The organism is Nonomuraea terrae (assembly GCF_004348995.1).
GTDB lineage: Bacteria > Actinomycetota > Actinomycetes > Streptosporangiales > Streptosporangiaceae > Nonomuraea > Nonomuraea terrae.
In genome coordinates this window covers 1-21,810 of record NZ_SMKQ01000159.1, presented here as the reverse complement: position 1 = coordinate 21,810, position 21,810 = coordinate 1, and the positions used below count along the sequence as shown (strand labels likewise).

The 21,810-nt window shown below is 69.9% G+C and carries 18 protein-coding genes; 10 read left to right on the top strand and 8 right to left on the bottom strand.

Annotated elements, in window-relative coordinates:
* On the bottom strand, positions 1 to 1,099 hold a 1,099-nt coding region (locus E1286_RS34495; protein ID WP_132619311.1), incomplete at its 3' end, for a PucR family transcriptional regulator ligand-binding domain-containing protein.
* Positions 1,100 to 1,191: 92 nt separating this feature from the next.
* Here E1286_RS34495 and gabT point away from each other — a divergent pair.
* Positions 1,192 to 2,520, top strand: coding sequence for a 4-aminobutyrate--2-oxoglutarate transaminase (gene gabT / locus E1286_RS34490; RefSeq protein WP_132619309.1), 1,329 nt, complete (start codon positions 1,192 to 1,194; stop codon positions 2,518 to 2,520).
* Positions 2,521 to 2,679: 159 nt separating this feature from the next.
* The gene (locus tag E1286_RS34485; protein ID WP_246075452.1) at positions 2,680 to 2,931 is read left to right on the top strand and encodes a hypothetical protein; all 252 of its coding nucleotides are present in this window, start codon (positions 2,680 to 2,682) and stop codon (positions 2,929 to 2,931) included.
* A 4-nt stretch (positions 2,932 to 2,935) separates the two neighbouring features.
* On the opposite strand, the gene E1286_RS34480 is transcribed toward E1286_RS34485, so the two are convergent.
* The 3 genes from E1286_RS34480 to E1286_RS34470 all read right to left on the bottom strand — a co-directional run bounded on the left by E1286_RS34480 (position 2,936) and on the right by E1286_RS34470 (position 6,947).
* Positions 2,936 to 4,072, bottom strand: coding sequence for an extracellular solute-binding protein (locus E1286_RS34480; RefSeq protein WP_132619307.1), 1,137 nt, complete (start codon positions 4,070 to 4,072; stop codon positions 2,936 to 2,938).
* Positions 4,073 to 4,167: 95 nt separating this feature from the next.
* Positions 4,168 to 5,676 carry a CoA-acylating methylmalonate-semialdehyde dehydrogenase gene (locus tag E1286_RS34475; RefSeq protein ID WP_132619305.1) on the bottom strand — a complete coding sequence of 503 codons (1,509 nt, stop codon included), beginning with the start codon at positions 5,674 to 5,676 and terminating at the stop codon, positions 4,168 to 4,170.
* On the bottom strand, positions 5,673 to 6,947 hold the full coding sequence (locus E1286_RS34470; RefSeq protein ID WP_132619303.1) for an aspartate aminotransferase family protein: 1,275 nt from the start codon (positions 6,945 to 6,947) through the stop codon (positions 5,673 to 5,675). Before E1286_RS34470 ends, E1286_RS34475 begins: the two co-directional genes overlap by 4 nt.
* Positions 6,948 to 7,182: 235 nt before the next feature.
* Here E1286_RS34470 and E1286_RS34465 point away from each other — a divergent pair, with 235 nt between their 5' ends.
* Positions 7,183 to 7,881 carry an alternative oxidase gene (locus tag E1286_RS34465; protein ID WP_165970043.1) on the top strand — a complete coding sequence of 233 codons (699 nt, stop codon included), beginning with the start codon at positions 7,183 to 7,185 and terminating at the stop codon, positions 7,879 to 7,881.
* Here E1286_RS34465 and E1286_RS34460 read toward each other — a convergent pair.
* Positions 7,878 to 9,338: an MFS transporter gene (locus tag E1286_RS34460; protein WP_132619299.1), complete on the bottom strand. Its 1,461-nt coding sequence runs from the start codon at positions 9,336 to 9,338 to the stop codon at positions 7,878 to 7,880. The two genes, E1286_RS34465 and E1286_RS34460, sit on opposite strands and share 4 nt — an antisense overlap.
* 55 nt (positions 9,339 to 9,393) lie before the next feature.
* Here E1286_RS34460 and E1286_RS34455 point away from each other — a divergent pair, with 55 nt between their 5' ends.
* The 4 genes from E1286_RS34455 to E1286_RS34440 all read left to right on the top strand — a co-directional run bounded on the left by E1286_RS34455 (position 9,394) and on the right by E1286_RS34440 (position 14,470).
* The gene (locus E1286_RS34455) at positions 9,394 to 10,086 is read left to right on the top strand and encodes a TetR/AcrR family transcriptional regulator (protein WP_132619297.1); all 693 of its coding nucleotides are present in this window, start codon (positions 9,394 to 9,396) and stop codon (positions 10,084 to 10,086) included.
* Positions 10,087 to 10,098: 12 nt separating this feature from the next.
* Complete coding sequence (locus tag E1286_RS34450) at positions 10,099 to 11,727, top strand: AMP-binding protein (RefSeq protein ID WP_132619295.1); 1,629 nt, start codon at positions 10,099 to 10,101, stop codon at positions 11,725 to 11,727.
* A 66-nt stretch (positions 11,728 to 11,793) separates the two neighbouring features.
* Complete coding sequence (locus tag E1286_RS34445; RefSeq protein WP_132619293.1) at positions 11,794 to 13,404, top strand: PucR family transcriptional regulator; 1,611 nt, start codon at positions 11,794 to 11,796, stop codon at positions 13,402 to 13,404.
* A 19-nt stretch (positions 13,405 to 13,423) separates the two neighbouring features.
* A complete protein-coding gene (locus E1286_RS34440) occupies positions 13,424 to 14,470 on the top strand; it encodes a methyltransferase (protein WP_132619291.1) in 1,047 nt (348 codons plus the stop codon).
* Here the strand turns inward: E1286_RS34440 and trpS are convergent.
* Positions 14,433 to 15,395: a tryptophan--tRNA ligase gene (gene trpS / locus E1286_RS34435; protein WP_132619289.1), complete on the bottom strand. Its 963-nt coding sequence runs from the start codon at positions 15,393 to 15,395 to the stop codon at positions 14,433 to 14,435. The two genes, E1286_RS34440 and trpS, sit on opposite strands and share 38 nt — an antisense overlap.
* Positions 15,396 to 15,798: 403 nt before the next feature.
* Here trpS and E1286_RS34430 point away from each other — a divergent pair, with 403 nt between their 5' ends.
* On the top strand, positions 15,799 to 17,124 hold the full coding sequence (locus tag E1286_RS34430; RefSeq protein ID WP_246075451.1) for a phosphodiester glycosidase family protein: 1,326 nt from the start codon (positions 15,799 to 15,801) through the stop codon (positions 17,122 to 17,124).
* A 247-nt stretch (positions 17,125 to 17,371) separates the two neighbouring features.
* Here E1286_RS34430 and E1286_RS34425 read toward each other — a convergent pair whose 3' ends face one another.
* Positions 17,372 to 17,827, bottom strand: a complete 456-nt coding sequence (locus E1286_RS34425) for an Lrp/AsnC family transcriptional regulator (protein WP_132619285.1) — start codon at positions 17,825 to 17,827, stop codon at positions 17,372 to 17,374.
* A 99-nt stretch (positions 17,828 to 17,926) separates the two neighbouring features.
* Here E1286_RS34425 and E1286_RS34420 point away from each other — a divergent pair, with 99 nt between their 5' ends.
* Complete coding sequence (locus tag E1286_RS34420; protein ID WP_132619283.1) at positions 17,927 to 18,556, top strand: LysE family translocator; 630 nt, start codon at positions 17,927 to 17,929, stop codon at positions 18,554 to 18,556.
* A gap of 158 nt (positions 18,557 to 18,714) precedes the next feature.
* Here the strand turns inward: E1286_RS34420 and E1286_RS34415 are convergent, their stop codons facing one another.
* Complete coding sequence (locus E1286_RS34415; RefSeq protein ID WP_132619281.1) at positions 18,715 to 19,674, bottom strand: alpha/beta hydrolase family protein; 960 nt, start codon at positions 19,672 to 19,674, stop codon at positions 18,715 to 18,717.
* A gap of 1,076 nt (positions 19,675 to 20,750) precedes the next feature.
* Between E1286_RS34415 and E1286_RS34410 the strand changes: the two genes are divergently transcribed.
* Entirely contained in the window at positions 20,751 to 21,473 is a 723-nt protein-coding gene (locus tag E1286_RS34410; RefSeq protein WP_132619279.1) for a hypothetical protein, read from the top strand.
* Positions 21,474 to 21,810: the final 337 nt, after the last annotated feature.

Below are 21,810 nucleotides of genomic sequence, written 5' to 3'. Positions count from 1 at the left end.
CCTCCCGCGCCACCGCCTCCACCTGCCCTTCGCCCACCAGCGCGAACACCACGTCGCCGGCGGGCAGGGCGGTGAAAGCGCGGGGTTCGAGGGCGTCGAGTGCGGCGGCGTCCGCCGCGAGAACCACCACGGGGTCGTCGGGCAGACGGCCGCCGATCGGCTCCAGGACCGCGCGGGCCCGGCCCTCCTCACCGGCCAGGAGCAGCTCCAGCACCGCGGTGCGGATCCCGCGCTCGGCCCTGAGCCTCGTCCTGCCCTGTTCCATCGCCAGCGTGAGCAACGAGCCGGCGGCGTTGATCACCGTGTGGGTGACCGGCGAGAACGTGTGCGCGGCGCCGACGGCGAAGAAGCCGCGCGGACGCGCGCCGCCGCCCAGCGGCTGCACGACGATGTGCTCGCCGGGGCCCGACAACGCCAGGCTGGCCGGCATCCGCTCGGGCCCCATGCCCCACCGCGACACCTCCGCGGTCGGTTCCCTGGGCGGGGTCTCGTCCTGCGCGTCGGCCGGTCCGATGCGATGGCGGGCGAGTGCGGCGGTCACCTTGTCCGTCGCGGCGCCCGGGGTGGCGTGCAGGACCTCGCCCGACTCCCCCAGCAGCGCCGCCCACCCGCCGACCTCCTTGGCCAGCCGGTCGATGACCGCGTGGGTGCCTTCGGGGCGCAGCGCCGCCCGCGTCAGCCGGCCCTGCGCGGCGAACGCGCGGGTGATCTCGTCGTACTGCTCGGCGGCGAGCAGCTCGCTGACCAGCTTGCCGATCGCGATGAACGGCGTCTCGCGGGGCACCTCCAGCAGCGGCAGCCCGGCCGCCTCGGCGGCCTCGACCAGAGCGGGCGGCGTCTCCTCGTGCGAGACCCCGACCCCGAACCCGAGCCCGGCCACACCGCGCGCCACGAGCCGGGCGACATATCCGGACTGGTCGCCTTCCATCCGCATGCCCGTGGTCAGCAGCAGCTCCCCGCCCTCCAGGAAAGGGGTCGGGTCGGCCAGCTCGCTGACCGCCACCCACCGCACGGGAGCGTCCAGCGCCCCCTGGCGCGACGTCCCGGCCAGTGGCCGGAGATGCACGCGGCGCACGACGGTCCGCAACGAAGGCGGCATGAGAGTTTTATCCATTCCGGCGAAGACGATCACTCTCAGTGTGACATATCGACGTATCGGCGCAGGTGGGCGCCCACCGTAGCGTCGGAGCCATGAGCATTCCCCAGGAGCGGCGTCTCGTGACCGCCATCCCCGGCCCCAAGTCCCAGGAGTTGCTGGCCCGCAAGCAGGCCGCCGTGCCGCCCGGCATCGGCACCACCCTGCCCGTGTTCGTCACGCGCGCCGGCGGTGGCGTGGTGCAGGACGCCGACGGGAACTCGCTGATCGACTTCGGCTCAGGCATCGCCGTGACGAACGTCGGCAACTCCGCCCCGAGGGTCGTCGAACGCGTCCAGAAGCAGGTCGCCGACTTCACCCACACCTGTTTCATGGTCACCCCGTACGAGTCGTACGTGCGGGTGTGCGAGAAGCTCAACGAGCTCACCCCCGGCGACCACGAGAAGCGCACCTTCCTGGTGAACTCGGGCGCCGAGGCCGTGGAGAACGCGGTCAAGGTCGCCCGGCACGCCACCGGGCGGCCGGCCGTCGTCGTCTTCGACCACGGCTATCACGGCCGCACGTTGCTCACGATGACCCTGACGGCCAAGAACATGCCGTACAAGGAGGGGTTCGGGCCGTTCGCGCCGGAGGTCTACCGGGTGCCGCTGGCCTACCCGTACCGGTGGCCGACGGGGCCGGAGAACTGCGCCGAGGAGGCCGCCGAGCAGGCCATCGACCTGATCACCAAGCAGATCGGCGCGCAGAACGTGGCCGCCGTGGTGATCGAGCCGATCGCGGGCGAGGGCGGGTTCATCGTGCCGGCCCGCGGGTTCCTGCCGCGCGTCGCCGAGTTCTGCCGGGCCAACGGGATCGTGTTCGTGGCCGACGAGGTGCAGACCGGCTTCGCGCGCACCGGGACGCTCTTCGCCTGCGAGGACGAGGGTGTCGTGCCCGACATCATCACCACCGCCAAGGGCATCGCGGGCGGCCTGCCGCTGGCCGCCGTGACCGGCCGGGCGGAACTCATGGACAAGGTGCACTCCGGCGGCCTCGGCGGCACGTACGGCGGCAACCCGCTCGCCTGCGAGGCCGCGCTCGGCGTGCTGGAGACCATCGAGGCGGAGGACCTGGTCGCCAAGGCCCGCCGGATCGGCGAGATCATGCTCCCCCGGCTCCAGGCCATGCGGGAGCGCTTCGACGTGATCGGCGACGTACGCGGCAGGGGCGCGATGATCGCCATCGAGCTGGTCGAGCCCGGCACCAAGGAGCCGAACCCGGCGGCCGTGCAGGAGGTCGCCAGGCGCTGCCACGCGGAAGGCCTGCTGGTGCTGACCGCGGGCACGTACGGCAACGTGCTGCGATTCCTGCCGCCGCTCGTCATGCCCGAGCACCTGCTCGAGGAGGGCCTCGGCATCCTGGAGAAGGCGATCGCCGAACTGTAGACGAAACCCTCTGAAAGGGGCATCCGGCTTGCGGCTGGATGTCCCTTTTTGTGGTGTAAGTGGCGGCAGTCGGGTAGAGAATTCACCCTGACTTGACGCTCAGCTGGACGCTCACGGCCTCGGTCAGGGTTATAACGGTTCCGTCTATACGGAGGGGCAATGGCTGCTGGGAGCGTGATGAACCGGGGTGCGACCAGAGCGGCGCGGAGCACGGTGACGTTCGATCCCGAAGGTCTGACGCCGGCCCAGCGCTACGGCGACGCCTGCGTCGTCTGTCTCAAGAGGTGGCCTCGCCCGCGGGTCCGCGTGGGGGTCCTGCCCGACGAGTCGACCGTCCTGGCCTGCGAAGACTGCGCTGAGGCGCTGGCTCCCTCGCCGGCGGCCACCGTCGTCGCCTTCCCCACCCGCTGATCGGCTATTCGACCAGCTCGCGCCAGCGTTCGGCCCAGGCCGTGTAATCGGGCAGGTCGGCGCACTTGCCCTCGCCGGCCTGGCAGTCGCCGGGCGGGCGCACCGCGAACACCACCCGGTCGAGCACCTTGTCGTCGCCCACGCCGTACAGCTCGCACATCTGCCTGGCCCGCCCCTTGCACGCCTTGTCGCCGGCGGGCGCCATGCCCGCCCACGCCGCCGCGTCGCGCTGCCTGTCGGGCGAGGCCACCCAGGTGAGCCACCGGTAGGCGCAGGTGGTGTCGGCGACGTGCGCGCCGAGCATCCACGAGTCGGCCCACCCGGTGGTCTCCCGGGTCTCCAGGGTCTTGACCGGCAGCCCGGCCTTCTGCAGCAGCAGGCGATGGTAAGGGGTGACCTGGGCGTAGTCGAGCGACCCCGTGGCGAACCCCTTCACCAGGTCGATCGCGTCGCGCCAGTACGTGCGCTCCTTCTGCCGCCCGAGCAGGTCCGCCGCCCGGCCGAGGTCGCCGGCCCCCAGCTCGTACGGCTCCTCCGCCGACCCCTCGGCCTGCGCGGCATCGGCGATCGTCAGCGGGTTGTCGCGCAGCGCCGACCGCTCGGAGGTGAACACCTGCTCCAGCCGTGGAGCCTTGACCTTGTCGGAGTCGTAGACGTACTCGTGGTACGCCCACAGGTACGGCACCCCGTAGACCTTGCCGTCCACCGTGGTCATGTCGCGGAAACGCTCGTCGAGGTCGTCGTAGCCGCTCACCTTGGCCGTGTCGATCGGCTGCGCCTTCTTGCCCTCGATGAGGTCGGCGGCCAGCACGGGCCCGGCGGTCATGACGTCGTAGGGCCGGTCGTCGACCTTGGCGGCGAGGTCCTCGGGGCTGTGCGCGATGTCGAGCCGGGCGATCCGGCAGCCGGTCTCCTTCTCGAAGGGGACCACCCAGTTGGCCCGGGGGCTGACGCCGCCGTACTCGGCGTAGCCGCGGTAGGTGAGGATCTGCAGCGTGCCGTCGCTCTGCGTCGCGCTCGGCGACGGGCTGGGCGTCGGGGTGGCGCTCGGGCCGGGGGTGGGGGTGGACCGCGCCGCGCCCATGCCGGCCGCCAACGCCGTCACGGCGAGCGCCACGGCAAAAGTCCGACGACGATTCACGATCTCCCCTTCATGTCCCCTTCGTCCGTGTGGTGGAGCTTACCGGGGACGAGGCCGGGAGAGACGCCGCTCCCTCCCGGCCCGGTTCGGGAGTGTCACCCGTTGGTGGGGAAGCCCAGGTTGACGCCGCCGTGCGAGGGATCGAGCCAGCGGGAGGTGACGACCTTGCCGCGGGTGTAGAAGTGCACGCCCTCGGTGCCGTGCACGTGGGTGTCGCCGAACAGGGACGACTTCCAGCCGCCGAAGCTGTAGAAGGCCATCGGCACCGGGATCGGCACGTTGACGCCGATCATGCCCACCTCGACCTCGTTCTGGAAGCGCCGGGCCGCGCCGCCGTCGTTGGTGAAGATCGCGGTGCCGTTGCCGTACAGGCCGCCGTTGATCACTTCAAGGCCCTCCTCGTACGAGGAGACGCGGACGATCGACAGCACCGGCCCGAAGATCTCGTCGGTGTGGGTGCGCGAGCCGACGGGCACGTGGTCGAGCACGGTGGGGCCGAGCCAGAAACCCGGTGTCTCCGCCGCCTTGCCGCCGCCGAGCACGGGAGCCTCACGGCCGTCCACCACCAGCTTGGCGCCCTCCTGGACGCCGAGGTCGAGGTAGGAGGCCACCTTGTCGCGGTGGGGCCCGCTGACCAGCGGCCCCATCTGGGCCTTCGGGTCGTCGCCGGGGCCGACCACCAGCTCGTCCACCCGTTCGACGATCTTCTGGACGAGTTCGTCGCCGATCGGGTCGACGGCCAGCACGACGGAGATCGCCATGCACCGCTCCCCCGCCGAGCCGAACCCGGCCGACACCGCTGAGTCGGCCACCAGGTCGAGGTCGGCGTCGGGCAGCACGAGCATGTGGTTCTTGGCGCCGCCGAGCGCCTGCACGCGCTTGCCGTGCCGGGTGCCGGTCTCGTAGACGTACTGGGCGATCGGGGTGGAGCCGACGAAGGAGACGCCGCGCACGTCGGGGTGCTCCAGCAGGCGGTCGACGGCGACCTTGTCGCCCTGCACCACGGAGAAGATCCCGTCGGGCAGCCCGGCCTCCTGCCAGAGCCGCGCCATCAGCAGCGACGCCGACGGGTCCTTCTCCGACGGCTTGAGCACGAACGCGTTGCCGCACGCGATCGCGATCGGGAACATCCACATCGGCACCATGGCCGGGAAGTTGAACGGCGTGATGCCGGCCACCACGCCCAGCGGCTGCCGGATCGAGTAGGAGTCGACCCGGGTCGAGACGCCCTCGGAGAACCCACCCTTGAGCAGGTGGGGGATGCCGCAGGCGAACTCGACGACCTCCAGGCCGCGGGCCACCTCGCCGAGCGCGTCGGAGTGCACCTTGCCGTGCTCGGAGGAGATGAGCGCGGCCAGCTCGTCACGGTGGGCGTACATGAGCTCGCGGAAGCGGAACAGCACCTGCGAACGCTTGATCAGCGACGCGTCGCGCCAGGCGGGGAAGGCCGCGGCGGCCGCCGCCACGGCGGCGTCCACGTCGGCGGCGGAGGCCAGCGCGACGTGCCCGCTCACCTCGCCGGTGGCCGGGTTGAAGATCTCCGCGGTACGCGCGGGGTCTCCGTCCGCGAGGGCGCCGTTGATCCAGTGCTTGACCGACTTCACTGCTGCTCCGCGTTGATCGTCTCGAGGGCGGCGACGATGATGCCGAGGCCCTCGGTGGCCTCGTCCACCGTCAGGGTGAGCGGCGGGGCCATGCGGATGGCGGTGCCGTACAGGCCGCCCTTGCCGGCCAGCAGCCCCAGCTTCTTGGTCTCCTCCATGAAGCGCGCGGCCTGCGCCGGCGTCTCCAGCTCGACGGCGAACATCAGGCCCTTGCCGCGGACGTCCTGGATCACGGGCAGCCGCTCGGCCGCCGCCTTCAGCCCGCTGATGATGATCTCACCGGTGCGGGCCGCGTTGGCCTGCAGGTCGTGGTCGAGGACGTAGTCGAGGGTGGCGTTGGCGGCGGCCATGGAGATGGGGTTGCCGCCGAACGTGGACAGGCCCACGGCGTGGGGGGCGTCCATCAGGTCGCCGCGCGCCACGACGCCGCCGACCGCGAAGCCGTTGCCGAGGCCCTTGGCGAACGTGATCATGTCAGGGGTCACGCCGTGGTTCTCGATGCCGAAGAACGCGCTGCCGGTACGGCCCCACCCGGTCTGCACCTCGTCGGAGACGAACAAGATGCCCTGTTCGTCGAGCACCTCCTTGTACGCGGCGAACAGCCCGTCGGGGGCCATCGTGAACCCGCCCACGCCCTGGATCGGCTCGGCGATCAGCGCCGCGACGTCGTTGGAGACGGAGGTGGCCAGCACGTGGCGCAGGTCGTCCACGCACGCCTTGATGTAGTCGGCGTCCGACAGGCCCTTGAACTGGGTGAGGTGCCGGTCGGCGCCGTGCAGGAAGTGCACGTTGAGCGGGGAGAACGAGTTGTTCTTCCAGGACCGGTTGGAGGTGACGCTGATCGCGCCGAAGCTGCGCCCGTGGTAGCTCTGGCGCATGGCCAGCACCTGGTCGCTCTTGCGCGCGTACGTGGCCAGCAGCAGCGCGGTCTCGTTGGCCTCGGTGCCGGAGTTGGTGAAGAAGACCTTGGCGTCGGGGATGCCGGAGAGCCGCGCGATCTTCTCGGCCAGGTCGATCTGGCCGCGCAGCAGGTAGGCGGTGCTGGTGTGCACCACTCCGGTGGCGAGCTGACGCTCGACGGCCTCCCGCACCTCGGGCACGTCGTAGCCGATCATGTTGGTGAGGATGCCGGCGAAGAAGTCCAGGTAACTCTTGCCGTCGGCGTCGACGACCCGGTTGCCCTTGCCGCTGGCGATCTCGATGGGCTCGTTGTAGTTGAGCGCAAGCCAGTTCGGCATCACTGCCCGATGGCGCGCGAGAAGCTCCGACATGTACTGAGTATCCCGTCCCTGTCCGCGATGCTCCTATCCGCAAGCTGTCGGCATGCGGCAAATTCACCTTACAACCTGTAAATCGGTCCCTTAGGTGATGTCCCGTGCGTCTGGGGACGTACGGAACCTCCATCATTTACGCCGCAGGAGGCAGTGCGGAAGCCCTCCGCAGGCCGACGCGCCGGCGCACGCCCCTCGGCGACGATCGAGTCATCAAGACGAAGGAGAGATCGAGATGACCGTCACCGTCGAGCAGCGCCCCCCGACGCCGTCCGGGCCGCCGAAGCTCAGCCGCGAGGAGCTGCTGCGCGCCCAGCGGGAGACCCTGGACACGCCGCGCATGGACTACAGCCTGCTGGCCAGGCTGATGTTCAAGCCGGTCGACCTCATGTACGGCAAAGAGGGGTCGTACACGAAGTTCGCCATGCTGGAGATCATCGCGCGGGTGCCGTACCAGGCGTGGGAGCGGATCGGCTACCTGCTCGTGCACCGGCACGCGGGCCGCTCCGCGCTGGCCAGGAGGGTGTTCGAGCGGATCGTGGAGGCCCGCGCCGACCAGGACAACGAGCAGTGGCACCTGCTCATCCTGCAGGACCTCGTGCAGCGCACCGGGCAGCGGCAGTCGTGGCTGCCGCACAAGGTGGCGCCGTGGCTGATCGCGTTCTTCTACTACCACGTGTCCTGGCTGCTGTTCCTTCTCCGGCCGGACTGGAGCTACCGGCTGAACGCGGAGTTCGAGGACCACGCCGAGCACGAGTACATGACCTTCGTGGCCGAGCACCCTGAGCTGGAGCTGGTGCCTGACCCCGGCACGTACGCCGCCGAGTACGGCCGCTACCGTTCGGTGGCCGATCTGCTGCGCCAGATCGGCCACGACGAGCGCACGCACAAGCTCGACAGCCTGGAGAGCATGCGAGAGCCCCGTGTGCGTTAGGCCGGTGCGTGCTCCGGCTCCGGCTCGGGCTCCGCGACGGGCGCGGCCGGGCGCAGCACGATGACCGCGAGCAGCGCGGCGGCCACGCAGAAGGCCGCCCCCACCCACGAGCCGAGGTGCATGGCGGAGGTGAAGGCCGCGTTGGCGGCCTCGCCGAAGCCCATCGGGTGCGCCGCCCCGATGGACTCCCTGGCCGCGGCGGGCAGCTCGGCCGGCATCTCGGCGGTGTACCGGCCGGCCAGCACGCTGCCCAGCACGGCGATGCTCAGCGCCATGCCGACCTGCTGGACGGTGTCGTTGAGCGCCGAGCCGACGCCGGCGTGCTCGATCGGGATCGCGCCCATGAGCGAGGCGTACGCGGACGGCCCGGCGAGCCCGCCGCCGATGCCCATGATCACCAGCGCGGTGAGCAGCGTCGGGTAGCCGGTGGTCGTGGCCATGACGGCGAAGCCCCCGGCCATGAGCAACAAACCGGCCCCGATCAGCGTCCGGTTGCTGAGTCTGTGCCCGAGTGCGGCTCCGACACCGTTGAAGACGGCCGCCGCCACCGCGTACGGCAGCATGGCCAGCCCCGCCCGCATCTCCGCATAGCCGAGGACGAACTGCAGGTACTGGGTGAGCATGAGCATCACGGCGCCCGCGCCGAACGACATCAGCAGGATCGAGAACGACGCGCCGCTGAAGTTGCGGTTGGCGAACAGGTGCAGCGGAAGCATGGGCTCCTCCCGGCTGCGCTCCCAGAGCACGAACCCGACGAGGGCGAGCACCGCGAGCGCGATGACCGGGAGGTTCCACTCGCGCTCGATGATCACGTAGACGCCGGCGGTGAGGCCGGTGACCGACAGCACCACGCCCACCGGGTCGATCTTCCGGCCCGCGGTGCGCGTCTCCGGCATCAGGACGAGCGCGGCCACGATGGCCAGCGCCGCGATCGGGATGTTCAGCAGGAAGACCGAGCCCCACCAGTAGTGCTCCAGCATGAAGCCGCCCACGGTGGGGCCCGACACCATGCCGACCAGCGCCACGGCGCTCCATGACGCCATCGCCTTGCGCCGCTCGGTGTCGTCGAAGACGGTCATCAGGATCGACAGCGTGGACGGCATGACCAGCGAGCCGCCGACGCCCATCAGGCCACGGGCGGCGATGAGCTGCCAGGGCTCGGTGGCGAGCACGGCGAGCAGCGACGCGCCGCCGAAGAGGACCAGGCCGATGACCAGGAACAGGCGGCGGCCGTACTTGTCGGACAGGCTGCCCGAGGTGATGAGCAGTCCGGCGAAGGCCAGCACGTAGGCGTCGATGATCCACTGGATGTCGGTCGGCGTCGCGCCCAGCTCCTCGGTGAGCGAGGGGATGGCCAGGTTGAGCACCGTGTTGTCGATGACCAGGACGAGCATCGTCAGACAGAGGGCGCCGAGAATCCACCAGCGACGGGGGTCTCGTACGGTGTTCGAGTTCACTCGCACACTGTACGACGATCCTCGTACACCGTGCGAGTGGTTTTATCCTGAGGGTATGTCGTTCACCTCCGTCTGGCTCCGCGAGCCGCGCAAGCCCAGCGGCCCCGGGCGCAGCCGCGAGGAGATCGTCGCCGCCGCCGTCGAGCTGCTCGACCAGGAAGGGCTCGACGGGCTGAGCATGCGCAAGCTCGGCGCGAGGCTGAGCGCCGGTGCGACCAGCCTCTACTGGTACGTCGCCACCAAGGACGAGCTGCTGGAGCTGGCCTACGACCAGGTCTGGGGCGAGATGGCCGTCGTCGACCCCGACGAGGTGGGCTGGCGCGACGCCCTGTCCGCGCTGGCCCACAGCATGCGGCAGGTCATCCTGCGCCACCCGTGGTCGGGCGACCTGATCGGCCGCCTGCCCGCGCTCGGCCCCAACGCCCTGCACGTCGCCGACCGGATGCGCCGGATGTTCAAGGCGGCCGGCTTCGAGGGGTCCGTCATCGACTTCGCGAGCTCCACGCTCACCGCCTACGTGTTCGGCATGACGATCCCCGAGATCGCCTGGAACGCCGCGATGGGCCAGACCCGCTACGACGCCGACGAGATGCGCGCCACCGTCCGCAAGGCCGCCGCCGATTTTCCCGAGATGCTGGAAAGCGTGGACCTGGACGTGTACGAGGATCCGCAGGCCGTGCGCGAGCTCTGCTTCGACTTCGGGCTCGTGTCGGTGCTCGACGGCCTTGAGCGGCGGCTGGCGACGTAGCAGGATCCGGGCATGAGCGATTTCCGTGCCGCCCGAGACTTCCTTCTCGGCGCCGACGCCGCCACCGCCCGCCGCGACTTCCGCTGGCCTCAGCTCACCGAGTTCAACTGGGCGCTCGACTGGTTCGACGGGGTGCTGGCCGTGGAGAGGCCCGACGCCGTCGCTCTCAAGATCGTGGGAGACAGCAGCGCCTCCTACACCTTCGCCGCCCTGTCGGCCCGCTCCAACCAGGTCGCGGGCTGGCTGCACGAGCAGGGGGTGCGCCGCGGAGATCGTGTCCTGCTCATGCTCGGCAACCAGGCCGAGCTGTGGGAGGCGCTGCTGGCGGTGATGAAGCTGGGCGCGGTCGTCATCCCCGCCACGACGCTGTTGACCGCCAAGGACGTCGCCGAGCGGATCGACCGCGGCGGCGTCGCCCACGTCATCGCCAACGCCTCCGACGCCGGCAAGTTCGGCGCCGGCGAGTACACGAAGATCGCGGTCGGCGACGCGTACGGCTGGCTGCCGTACCACGAGGCGTACGACGCGTCCGAAACCTTCACCCCTGACGGGCCCACACGGGCCGACGACACGCTGCTGCTCTACTTCACCTCCGGCACCACCTCCCAGCCGAAGCTGGTCGAGCACACCCACGCCTCCTACCCGGTGGGTCATCTGTCGACGATGTTCTGGATCGGGGTGAAACCGGGTGACGTGCACCTGAACGTGTCGTCGCCGGGGTGGGCGAAGCACGCCTGGAGCAACGTCTTCGCCCCCTGGAACGCCGGGGCCACCGTGCTGGTCCACGACTACAAGCGCTTCTCGGCAGCCGCGCTGCTGCAGGTGCTGCGCGACGAGCGGGTCAGCACGTTCTGCGCGCCGCCGACGGTGTGGCGGATGCTCATCCAGGAGGATCTCGCCGCCTGGAAGCCGCCGCTGCGTACGGCCGTGGCCGCCGGCGAGCCGCTCAACCCCGAGATCATCGACCAGGTGGCCAAGGCGTGGGGCATCACGATCCGCGACGGTTACGGCCAGACCGAGACCACCGCGCAGATCGGCAACGCGCCGGACGAGCCGGTCAAGCCCGGGTCCATGGGGCGTCCGCTGCCCGGCTACGACGTCGTGCTGATCGACCCGGTCTCGGGCGAGCCGGGGGACGACGGCGAGATCTGCCTGCCGCTGGACGACCGCCGCCCCCTCGGCCTCATGTCCGGATATGTCGATGGATTGGGGGAGGCGATGCGCGACGGCTTCTACCACACCGGCGATGTCGCCACCCGCGACGCCGACGGCTCCATCACCTACGTCGGCCGCACCGACGACGTCTTCAAGGCCTCCGACTACCGCATCTCGCCGTTCGAGCTGGAGAGCGTGCTGCTGGAGCACCCGGCCGTGGCGGAGGCGGCCGTCGTCCCGGCCCCCGACCCGGTGCGCCTGGCCGTGCCGAAGGCGTACGTGACGCTCGCGCCGGGGTTCGAGCCGGACGAGGAGACCGCCCGGTCGATCTTCGAGCACTGCCGCAGGGAGGTGGCGCCGTACAAGCGGGTGCGCCGGCTGGAGTTCGACGAGTTGCCCAAGACGATCTCCGGCAAGATCCGCCGTGTTGAGCTGCGTGTACGCGCGCCGCAGCGCGAGTTTCGCGAGGAGGACCTTATTTCATGAAAAGGGGCACAAAGTGTGATTTGCCTTATCTGCGTTCCTACTACGTGATCAGCTAGGCTCTGCCCCGTGCTGCCCACCATCGCCGACGTTCTCGCCTTGGAGACCGTGCGCCGGGGTAGCCCGCGCGTGGTCGCGGGCGCCGACCGGCTCGACACCAAGGTGCGGTGGGTGCACGTCGGCGAGATCGCCGACATCGCCCACCTGCTCAGAGGCGGCGAGCTGGTGCTCACCACGGGCGTCGCCCTGCCCGACGACCCGGAGAAGCTGACCGACTACATCGGGGAGCTGTCCCAGGTCGGCGCCTCGGGGCTGATCGTCGAGCTGGGCCGCAAGTTCGTCGGCGAGCTGCCGGCGGCCGTGGTCAAGTCCGCCGAGGAACACGGCCTGCCGCTCATCCTGCTGACCCGCGAGACGCCGTTCGTGCAGATCACCGAGTCGGTCCACTCCCGGATCATCGACATCCAGCTGGAGGAGCTGCGCGCCTCCGAGCAGCTGCACGAGGTCTTCACCGAGCTGTCGGTCGAGGGCGCCTCGCCGGCCGAGGTGCTGGCCCAGGTCACCCGGCTGTCCGGGCGGCCGGTGCTGCTGGAGAACCTCGCCCACCAGGTGCTGGCCTGCGAGCCCGGCGGGCGCGACGCGGGCAGCATGCTGGCCGGCTGGGAGTCCAGGTCCCGGGCCGTCGCGCCGGGCGAGCGCACGGCGTACGACCTGGCCTCCGGGTGGCTGGTCACCATGGTCGGCGCGCGCGGGCAGGACTGGGGGCGGCTGATCCTGCTGTGCGAGGCGCCGCCGACGCCGCGCGACATGGTGCTGGCCGAGCGCGCCGCCACCACGCTCGCCCTCGGCCGCCTGCTCGAACGCCACCAGGAGTCGCTCGAACGCCAGGCCCACGGCACGATCATCACCGGCATCCTGACCCACGCCTACGCCGACCCGGAGGAGGCCGCCGCCCGTGCCCGCGCGGTGGGCGTGCCGCTGACGGGCCGCCGGCTGGTCAGCGTGGTCATCCGCCCGACCGAGACCTCCGACCAGGCGCTCGACGGGCACGCCCAGCTCGGCGAGCTGGCCGAGGCGACCGCCGCCGCCTGCCGCGACGAACGCCTGCCCGCCCTGGTCGGCGCGCTCGACCAGGAGCGCATCGGGGTGCTGCTGCCGCTGCCGCCCCGCGCCCAGGCCGACCCCGCCCTGACCTCACTGTCCGAACGGCTCCGCACGCTGTGGCCCTCGTCGTTCGTCCTGGCGGCGGGCTCGGTCGTGGAGTCGCTGCGCGACGTACGCCGCAGCTTCCTCGAAGCCGAGCAGGTGGCCGACGTGGCGGTCCGCCAGCCCGACGGCCGGGCCGTCTACCGGCTGCCCGACCTGCGCCTGCGCGGCCTGCTCCACCTGCTGCGCGACGACGCGCGGCTGCAGACGTTCGCCGAACGGGAGCTCGGCGCGCTGCTGGCCCACGACGCCCAGCGGGGCGGCGACCTGACCCGCATCCTGCGCGTCTACCTCGACTCCGGGCGCAACAAGGCCGTCGCCGCGCAGCGGGCCCACCTGTCCAGGCCCGCCTTCTACGACCGCCTGCGCCGCCTCGAACGCATCCTCGACACCGACCTCGACGACGTGGAGTCGTGCCTGTCACTGCACGTCGCCCTGCTGGCCCTGGAGTCCTTCCGCCGGGAGACGCGCTGACCGGCTTACTGTCGCTGGTGTGCCCCTCTTCTACAACGTCATCGAAGCCGCAGCCCACAGGCTGTCGATCGTGCCCCCGATGTTCGACTACTTCGGCGCCCTGGGGCTGCACGCGCTCGTCGCGGCCGCCCGGCTGGGGGTCTTCGACGCCCTGCGCTCCCGGCCGCTGACCGACCAGGAGCTCGCCGCCGCGCTCGGCGTGGACCCCGTCGCGGCCGGCGTGCTGTTACGGACGCTGGCCGGGCTCGGCTACTTACGGGTCAGGGGCGGCCGGTACCGGCTGAGCCGCGCCGCGCGGCTGTGGTTCACGACCGGCTCGCCGACGTCCCTGGTGGCCGGGCTGGAGTTCTGGGAGCGTACCGCGTGCGTGATCTGGCCCGAGGTCGAGCGGGCCGTACGCGGCGGCGCGCCCGTCATCCCCTTCTACGCGTTGCTGGAGAGCGACCCCGCGCTGTCGCGGTCGTTCCAGGCGTGGACGGCGGCGCTGGCCCGGCAGCAGGCGCCCGCCGTGGCGCGGGCCGTCTCCGTGCCGCGCGACGCCCGGCTGCTGCTCGACGTGGGCGGCGGCCACGGGCTGTTCAGCGTGGCGCTGCTGCGCCGCCACCCCGCGCTGCGGGCCACCGTCATCGACCTGCCGCAGGCGCTGCTGGCCGCCGCCGACCACCCCCGCCTGACGCCACGCGCGGGCTCGTTCCTGGATGACGACCTCGGCGACGGGTACGACGTCGTCCTGCTGTTCAACGTCGTGCACGGCCTGACCGACGACGAGACGGCCACCCTGCTGCGGCGCTTGGCGGCGGCGCTCAACCCGGGCGGGACGCTCGTCGTCGGCGACCAGTTCGGCGACAGCCTCATGCCCGGCCGGGCCAGCCGCGCCCTGCTCCACCTGCTCGACCTCAACTACCTGGTCGCCGTAGGCGGGAAGGTGCGCGGCCGGCGCGAGATCGCGGCCCTGCTGCGCACGGCGGGCTTCCGCGACGTACGGCACCGCCGCCCGCTCCGCTCCCCGGTCACGGAGCTCGCCGTGGCTAGAACCCCATCGCGGTCTGCGCCTCGTCGAGCGTGAGGACCGCCCGCTCGCGGGCCCTGGCGTTGCCCTCGGCCAGGATCTGCCGGACGTCGGCCTCGGTGTACTCCGCCCGCCGCCGCCTGATCGGCCGCAGGAACTCGTTCACCGCCTCCGTGGTCACCCGCTTGAGCGTGGCGGCGCCGCCGTCGCCGATCTCGTCCGCGAGCTCGCGCGGCGAGCGCCCCAGGCACAGACCAGCCAGCGTGAGCAGGTTGGACACCCCCGGCCGGCGCTCCTCGTCGAACGTGATCAGCCGCTCGGAGTCGGTGACGGCCTTGCGAATGAGGGCGGCCGTCTCGTCCTCGGTGGCCGACAGGGCGATCGCGTTGCCGCGGCTCTTGCTCATCTTGCCGCCGTCGAGTCCCTTGAGCAGCGGCTGCTCTCCCATCATGGCCTCCGGCAGCGGGAACACCTCCCCGTAGCGCTCGTTGAAGCGCCGCGCCACCAGCCGCGTCACCTCGACGTGCGGCAGCTGGTCCTTGCCCACGGGCACCAGCGTGCCCTTGCAGAACAGGATGTCGGCGGCCTGGTGCACCGGATAGGTGAACATCAGGCCACTCACCGCGCTCTGCGAGCTGTGCGCGATCTCGTCCTTGACCGTGGGGTTGCGCCGCAGCTCCGACACCGACACCAGGCTCAGGAACGGCAGCATCAGCTGGTTCAGCTCGGGGATCGCGCTGTGCTGGAAGATCGTGGCCTTGGCCGGGTCGATGCCGACCGCCAGGTAGTCGAGCAGCAGCCCGGTGGTGTGCCGCCGGATCTCGCCCGGCACGTCTCGGTCGGTGATCACCTGATAGTCGGCGATCAGCACGTACATGGGGAATTTGTCCTGCAGCATCACCCGGTTGGCCAGTGAGCCGAAATAGTGGCCCAGATGCAGCGGACCGGTCGGGCGGTCGCCCGTGAGCACGACGTCGTTCATCGAGGTTTCTCTCCTTGGGATCATGCCGTCCCGGAGAGCCGCGCACCGTGGGCCGTCTCAGGGACGGCCAGGCAGGTGGATTCAGCGGCCGTCTGTCGGCCGCCACCACAGGCAGATGAGGGTGCGAGTCACATATCCCAGAATATCTGCTGCCGGTGTCAATCTCGTAACCTCTTTACCCGTTTGGCGCGTTCTCCTGCCCCGTGGACCTTGATCTCGTCAGGATGGTGCGGTCCGTTTTCCGCCCTCTGGAGAGTTCATGTCTCGACGCACCCTCGCCGCCGGCGGTCTTGCCACAGCCGCGGCGCTCACCCTCACCGCTCTGCCCGCCACGGCGGAACAGTCGGTGAGGTTCCCGTCGGCAAGGTTCCCTCTGGGCACCAGGCCAGTGCCGATGAAGACCATGACCATCGTGACCCAGGGCATCGACCTGTACGACGTGAAGGCGGGCACGCACACCGACGGCTACACGGTGACCGTGCTCATGCCGAACGGCCGCGACTACGGGACGCTCGCCAACGCCGAGCTCAAGGTCGCCGAAGTGGAGGCGGCCGGGGAGAGCGCCAGCCTGCAGAAGGTGATCAGGCCCGGCGTCGCCGACTCCCCGTCCCAGACCGTGTACATGGTCCGCGTCGGTCTGTGGGCCTTCAAGGAGAAGAAGAAGGCCGACAAGACGGCCGCGACGCTCAAGGACGCCGGCCTCAAGGTGAAGGTCGACTACCTCGGCGACGACGGGCTCAAGACGACCGGCCCCTGGAACGCCAAGGTCGTCATGATCGACCCCAGAACGTTCCGCGGCTCGTACGCCGCCTCGCTCGGCGGCAGCGTGGCCAAGCGGGAGACCGTCTCCTCGATGGCCAGGGCGAGCAAGGCGCTGGTCGGCGTCAACGGCGGCTTCTACAACATCCACACCTCCCCGGCCCTGCGCGGCGAGCCCCTGGGGGCGTCCGTGGTGCGCGGCCGGCTGCTGAGCGAGGCCGTGCCCGGCCGCTCGGCGGTGGTGCTCAGGGGCCGTACCGCCAAGATCACCGAGCTGGAGACCTCCGTCACCGCGACCTCCGAGGACGGCGCGCGGACCCGGGTCGACGGCGTCAACCGGGCTCCCGCCACGGACGAGCTGGTCCTCTACACCGAGGAGTTCGGCGCCAAGACCCCCACAGGCGGCGTCGACGCGATCCTCGACGCGAACGACCGTGTCCTCCGCCTGCGTCCCTCCGGTCGCGCGGTGAGCGCCGGGACACGCGTCCTGCACGGCAACGGTCTGGTCGGCGACTGGCTCAACGAGCACGCCTGGGAGGGCTGGACGGTCAAGATCGACACCCGCGTGGTCGACCTGCGGACGAAGAAGGCCCTTAAGCTGACCCCGGACCTGCACGTCGTCGCGGGCGGCGTCGGCCTCGTCCGCAACGGCGAAGTCAAGATCACCGCCAAGCGGGACGGGCACGACTCGATGAACATGATCCTCCGCCGCCACCCGCGCACCCTGGTCGGCACCACCAAGGACGGCAGCCTGATCCTGGCCGCCATCGACGGACGCCGCCCCGGCGAGACCATCGGCGCGAACTTCGTGGAGGCAGCCCAGTTCATGCGCTGGCTCGGCGCGACGCAGGCGATCAACCTGGACGGCGGCGGATCGACGACCCTGGTCGTCGGCAAGAAGCCGGTCAACCGCCCCGCCGACGGCGCCGAACGCGCCGTCGGCGACGCCCTCCTCGTCCTACCGAGGTAACCCCGGAACGGGGTCCCCGTTGCGGCAGGGGTCCCGTTCCAGCAGGTTCCCGTTGCGGCGGGGTTCCCGACCGGCAAGGTCTGTACGGCGGATCCCCGACCGGCGAGCCCCTGTTCCGCGAGGTCCCTGACCGGCGGAGTCGTTACGCGGAGGATCTCCGACCGGCGGGGGCCAGGTGCGGTGCGGGCCCATCGCCCAGGGACACCCGGCGGGGTTCCAGTGCGACGGGGCCCGTCGCGCCAGGCCATCAGGACACCGGCAGCCCGGTGTCCTCTTTCACCGCCTTCATAGCGAGATGCGAGGTGACCTGCGCCACCCCCGGCAGCCCGGACAACGTCTCGGAGTAGAACCGCTCGTAAGCCGCCAGGTCCGCGACCGCCACCCGCAGCAGGAAGTCGGGATCACCGAACAGCCGGTACGCCTCCACCACCTCGGGCATCTCCGCCACCCGCCCCTCGAACTCCGCCACGGTGTCGTGGTCCTCGTACCGCATCACCACCGTGACGAACGCCTGGAACCCCCGCCCCACCGCGTCACCATCGAGCAGCGCCCGATAGCCGCGGATCACGCCGGTCTCCTCCAGATGGCGCACCCGGCGCAGGCACGGCGACGGCGTGAGGCCCACCCGATCGGCCAGCTCGGTGTTGCTGAGTCGCCCGTCGCGCTGCAGCTCTAGAAGGATCCTGCGGTCAATCCGATCCATGACGCAACATCCTGCCACATATGCCGACGCACCAGCATAAATCAACCATCGCCTGCCACTCCTCCTCGACTACGGTCGGCCGCGAGGAGGTGAGAGCCCGTGGAGCTGCGACTCGTCCTGCTCTTCCTGGGCATGGATCTGCTGCTCATCTGCACACCCGGCCCCGACATGCTCTACGTGACGGCCCGCTCCCTCGGACAGGGCCGCCGCACGGGGCTGATGGCGGTGACCGGCATCTGCTGCGGCTACGCGGTGCACACCGTCCTGGCCGCCGCCGGGCTGGCCGCCGCACTGCGCGCCGTCCCCGCCGCCCTGCCCGCGATGCGCTACGCCGGCGCGGCATACCTGGTGTTCCTCGCCGTACGCACCCTCATGAGTCTGCGTCATCGCACCGGCCCCACACGCGGCTCCTCCACCCCCGACCCGGCCGGCAAAGTGCTACGCCAGAGCATCCTCACGGCCCTGCTCAACCCGAAGGGCCTCCTGCTCTACCTGTCGCTGATGCCCCAGTTCATCGCCACCGGCACGACCGTCCCCCTCGGTCTCCAGCTCACCGCACTCGGCCTGCTCCACGTCGTGAACTGCGCGATCCTGTACGGCTTGATCGCCCTGGCCGCCGCCCGAGCCGGCCAAGCTCTCACCGGCACCCCGCAGGCAACCCGCCGAATCTCCGCCGTGTCAGGCACGCTGCTCCTGGTAGTCGCGGCCGCCACCCTCACCGCCCACTGACACCACCTCAGGGAGGCTTCGTGCCTTCCCTGAAGCCCGCGAGACGTCACCGGCTGCGGGCCTCTCGCGTCCGCCGACCAGCGAGCTGCAGCTCGACACGGACACGGCCGACCTGACACAACCCCTGGTCAACGGCCGGAGATGGCGACTCTTCTTGTCTACTTGGACTCGACGCGCCCGAGCGGGTTGGGGCCGGCCATCAGGGCGTCAGACGCCGCCTGCCAAGCGGGGTCATCGGGGTAGAGCTCACTGCGGAGGTAGGCCGAGGTGAGCCGCTGCACCGCGGCCACCCGCTCGGGGTTCTCGTCCGTGGTCTCGGCGACGTCATATCCGGAGACCCCGCCGAGCCCGTGCTCTGCGCCGAACAGGGTGAGCAGGGACTTCGGGCCAGGAGAGAAGACGTAGGGATCCGTGTGCCACTGCGCCCCCCGAACCGTCAGGTGAGCAGAGGTGTCCTTGTCACCGGCGACCACGAGCGCGGGCGTCGCCATCTCGGAGAAGTCCGTGGTCAAGAAGAACGAGTAGTTCTCGGCCGCGTACGCACTGAGAGCATCGCCGCCCCTGCCAGGCGCGGCAAGCAGCACACCCGCCTTGATCCGAGGCTCGGCCAGGTTCACTTCCTTTCCGTCGTCGGGGTCCGTCAGCCGCGCGCCCAGCAGCAGGCTGGCAGTGTGCCCGCCCATCGAGTGCCCCGCCACGGCGACCTTGCCCCGGTCCAGGCGCCCAAGGAGCTGCGGCACGGCGGCCTCGATCGCGTCGAGTCGGTCGAGGACGCGCGACATGTCCTCGGCCCTTGATCGCCAGTACAGCGGCGCCTCAGGGTGACCGGGATCCAGACGCAACGTCCTCGAGCTCAGATGCGTGGGCTGGATGACGACGAAGCCGTGCGCCGCCCAGTAGTGGGCGAGCGGGGCATAGCCGTTCAGCGAGGACAGGTTGTTCGAGGGCCCATGGCCGTGCGAAAGGAGGATGATCGGCAGCTCGCTCCCGGTCACGGGCGCGGAGACACGCACCTGCAGATCCACCGCGCGACCTGGAGCGGGGAGCACCACCGGACTGACCGAGAGGACGGGAGCGGACGCGCTCATGGCGTCCACGGCGAAGGTCAATTCGCTCATGATGTGGCTTCTCTTTCCAAAGGCTTCGCCGTCGGTCTTGCCCGGCCGACGGCAGGTGAGGCGGCAAGCGAAGGCCGCCCGTTCCGCGGAAACGGAACACTGTCCCGAAACTATACGGAACAGCGTTCCGTTTCGTCAATCGCCGGCTGAAAGAAGAGCCCGATGCCCGCCGCAGCCCAGGTACTGGCCCGAGGCAGCACAGCAACGCACTGCGCAAACGAGCAGGCTCTTCTTGCGTCGCCTCCGACCCGCTTGCCTCCAACCTTGCTCATCGCCGACGCTGCCTGCCGTTGCCGCGGTGTTCGTCAACCCCAGGATCGACGCGGCGATACCCGATAACACGGGCAGAGCCGACATCAGCCATCGGTATCGGGAGGATCCACCGCCATTTCCCGCTGTGGGCGGCACCCCTACCGCCGCCACGTACAGACACACGCCGAAACCGGCCAACCTTGCCGACCGGTGCCAACCCTCCCCTCGCGGCCCTTCGCCAGCGGGTCGACCTCTTCGTTGACCTCCTGGTCACGAACACGGGCTCGCCAATGCGTTGCGATCAGACGCCAGCACCTTCGACCCGTTGACACCTACTTCCTCCACCGCTTGGTGCCCCGTGCGTGCGCGTTGCCCGACATAGCAGCCATCCCCAGCGAACCCGGTCCGGCATGCACACCCATCGAACTGATGCGCGGCATCGGAAACCTCTGCACCGAACCCGACAGCCACCCAGCGCCATGCCCCCGCCGATTGATCGCCTTCCCTCAATGGACGACAGACGACCGCAGTCCTTCTGAAGTCGACAGTCAGCACATATGAGAGGAGAGAACTTCTCGGACAGCATCGCGCCATCGGCCTCTCTCGGTGACAGAACGAATAGGCCGCAGTGGTGAACGGGGCGCGCACGCTGTCGGCCATCGCGGCAAGCACAACGGCATGCCGATGGGCACCGGGACGCCCGAGAAGTTCATCCCAGACGGACGTAGCGGTTACAGGATCGCCGGCATCTTCATCACCAAGAAGTGGTCGAAGGAGATCGGTGCGGATCTTACGCAGCATGAACTGGTCCACAGGAACCGATGGTGTTGCAATGCAAGCAGAGCGGCCTCTGGTACGCCTTCCCCATCCTCTACCCGGCCGCAGGTGACAACGCGTCCACCAACCGCTGCGAAATGAAGGCGGACCTGAAGAAAGGGTGGCTGAACAAACTGTTGACCGCCAGTAACGTCCTCGCCAGGATTCACGGCATGAAGAACGTGACTTCGAAATGCATCACTGTTCTGGGGCTCGCTTACCTGACCGTTGCCTGCGGCTACGGCAGCCCGGCGTCCGGCGGCTTGACCGGAGTAACGGTGAACGCCGACGGGCAGCTCACGATGGTGGCGTCCTGGTGCGGGAATGCCCCGGACGGAGTGGTGGTCTACCGGCGCGCCGCCGGCGAACTCCTGGAGCATGCCGACATCAAGGCGCCATCGATGACCGGCGGCATCATGTCCATGAACTTGGAGGAGATGCCCGCCGGGTGGTCCCTTCAGGAGGGAAGCCTGAATTTCGAGGACGGAGACGTACCTGATCGCCGCGTATTCCTCGGAAACCCATGTGAGGTTCGCCGATGCCTACTTCACTACTCAGTCCAAACAGAAAATCCCGCAGGGCGAGGTGATGATTCCGGATCACTCGACCACACCCGCCAAAGATGCCTTCCTGACGGAGGGCGAGTTTGTGGCCCAGGCGGAACATCAATGCTGAACAACTCGGCGGCACGGTCCTGCTCCCGCCGGAACGCGCCGTGGCACGGCAGGTAGCTCCGAGATGTCGCTGTTCTGGCGTGCTTGGTACAGGACGACCACCCTCTCCGGGCAGGCACGCTCGATATCCACGATCGCTTCAACGCACAAGGCTTGCAAGACCTCCCACACGTCCCCGACTACGCCGCGCAGAAAGGCCGCGTTGAACACTTCTACGCAAGCGCCGGCCATGGTCGTCGGAACACACAACCCCGGAAACGCAGAAAGGGCCCCACGCATCAGCGGGAGCCCTCAAAGTATCAGCATGGAACCCTCAGCAAACACAAAAAGAGAGGAGCCCCGACACCCGCAGGCATCGAGACCCCCCTCAAAAAATTGTCCGGCGGTGACCTAC